This is a genomic window from Henriciella sp., from assembly GCF_049649345.1.
GTDB lineage: Bacteria > Pseudomonadota > Alphaproteobacteria > Caulobacterales > Hyphomonadaceae > Henriciella.
The window spans coordinates 1-2,182 of record NZ_JBARZC010000091.1 but is presented as its reverse complement, the minus strand read 5'-3'; the positions used below and the strand labels follow the sequence as shown (position 1 = coordinate 2,182).

The following is a 2,182-nucleotide window of genomic DNA, read 5'->3' as shown; positions in this document are numbered from 1 at the left end:
GCCGCAACTTGCTTTGACAGTTTGTCTGCCAGCCACTCATCGTCGCTATCCTGAAAAGCGAGATACTCACCGCGCGCATCCCTCGCTCCAATATTGCGCGCGGCAGCGCAACCTCTATTGAATTCATACGTGATTACGCGCATGCGTGGATCATTAATCGAGGACAGAACCGCTTTGGTATCATCGGTTGATGCGTCATCCACGACGATAAGCTCGAGATTCGTATAGCTTTGGCGAAGAACACTCTCGACCGCGCGGCGAAGTGTGCGCGCGCGGTTGTATGTCGGAATCACAACACTGACCAGAGACCCAGGCTTCATTGAATTAATCACACTTGCTAAAATAGATCTCTCTGCTTCATTTAAGGCGTGCTGCCAGAAGAAGCCGCAGATCCGCCTTTTCACCTGCATCGAGGCAACGGCTCAGTAGAACGAATAGATAGACGGCGCCGCCAAGGCCGGCACACAAGAGCAACTCTTGCCAGCTGTTTGGCGAAACCGCGTACCTCATGCCGGCCCAGACGGGAGCAGCTACGAGTGCCGGCATGAGCCCGCGGGAGAGCGTCTGTGACCAAAAATCGCTGAGCCGCAGATCGGTCAATTTCAAGGCAAACCACCAATAATAGAAGAGTTGCGACGAAACTGTGATGGCCAAGAGAGAAAAGGTAGCACCAACCGCGCCGAGACTTTCATACCGGACAAGCCAGATCATTATGACAAGACCGAGCAACTGAAAGAGGAAGGCTGGGAGAAAAAAGGCGCGGACCCTGGCCGTCGACATCGCGGCCATTGGCAGGAGAATCGTTGGACTCGTGAACGGGAATATGATCATGAAAAGCACAATCACCGTTGCCGCTTCGGGATAATCGTCACCTAGATAAAGGGTTATGAAATCACCAGAATAAACCGTTAACGGTGTGGCGACAGCCATAGCGACCCAGAGCCCATAGCGCCCTCCGCGCAGTAACGCCGCGGCAAAACGCCGTCGGTCGTCAAGTGCATGCATTGCCGTCATCGCCGGCTGCAGAGGCTGAGCAGCTAGGCTTAGGGTGCTGTTTATCTGACGAAAAAAGGTCGCTCCAATGTGGTAGCTTGTCACGTCCACGGCGGTGCCATAGAGATTCAAAACGATCGTCGCGGCATTCGTATACATCATGCTGCCCAGGCGGCCAAGGGTGGTCCACAGCCCGAAACCCATTATCTCGCGCGCCTGCGCAAAGGACATCAAGCTGCGCCGGAAGCGTTGCTCGGGAACCATCCGGCGCGATCGCGCTACCATTATGGCCGTGTAGACAGTTTCCGAAACCGCCGTGGCCACGACGACCCAGACGACGGCCGGCCCCATGCCGAGCAGGAATGTGAGCAGTAGCAAGATTCTTATTATGTCACGCCCAATTCCGAGCAGGTTCAACTCCACGAACCGCTGACGAACATGATATCCGGTACCAAAAGGCATCGCGAGCATCTGCAGTGAGAAGCTGGCAACAAGGAGAAGTACCATGATCCGAGCATCTGGCACCATCTGCGGTGCGACATTCAGGATATGCTCAATATGGAAGGCAAAGATCCCGCCACAGATCAGAAACACCAGCGATGCGAGACCAAGGAGCGGAACAATGGACGATATTATCGCGGTGACCCGCTCTTTCTCCCCGCGGGCATAGGCAGCGACGACATAGCGGCTGATGCCGCTCACGAAAAAGGAAAAGAAAAGGGGCGCAAAGACCATGAGCGAGGTCACAACCGGTAGGACTGCGAACTCTTCCGCGGGAATGCGCCTAAGGAGATACTGGTAGGCCCAGAGCAGCGCGGTCATGTTGACGATCCTGGCAACGACCGAGCTTGCCGCGTTGATCGTTACGAGGCGCTTGGAGACTTCGACGTTCTTGTGCTCGACCACGTTAGGCTACCCTGAAATGGTTTCGGAACTTGGGGCCAAGCCCAAGGCGCGCATTCCACTCGTTCATTCTTCCTGGTCGAGTTCGTCGAAGATCAACACGAACTCTAGCGCAATCCGTGGTGTACCTGCAGGGAGTAATACCAACGGTCGTTAATACTGACCCATCGTGATCGTGTTTCCGCATATTGAGTTCCACCGACACGACGAACGGCGTGACGGTCGCTCGAAGCAAATTGGCGTGCCTCTATCGCGCGCCCCCATTTCCTCTCCGCAAAGGTTCGAA

The 2,182-nt window shown here is 55.3% G+C and carries 2 protein-coding genes; both read right to left on the bottom strand.

The window, feature by feature from the left end; genetic code table 11:
* The coding region (locus WA989_RS02285; protein ID WP_424338908.1) for a glycosyltransferase family 2 protein at positions 1–410 on the bottom strand (410 nt) is incomplete at its 3' end.
* On the bottom strand, positions 358–1,899 hold the full coding sequence (locus WA989_RS02280) for an oligosaccharide flippase family protein (RefSeq protein WP_424338907.1): 1,542 nt from the start codon (positions 1,897–1,899) through the stop codon (positions 358–360). The genes WA989_RS02285 and WA989_RS02280, both read right to left, overlap by 53 nt.
* Between the last annotated feature and the right edge of the window lie 283 nt (positions 1,900–2,182).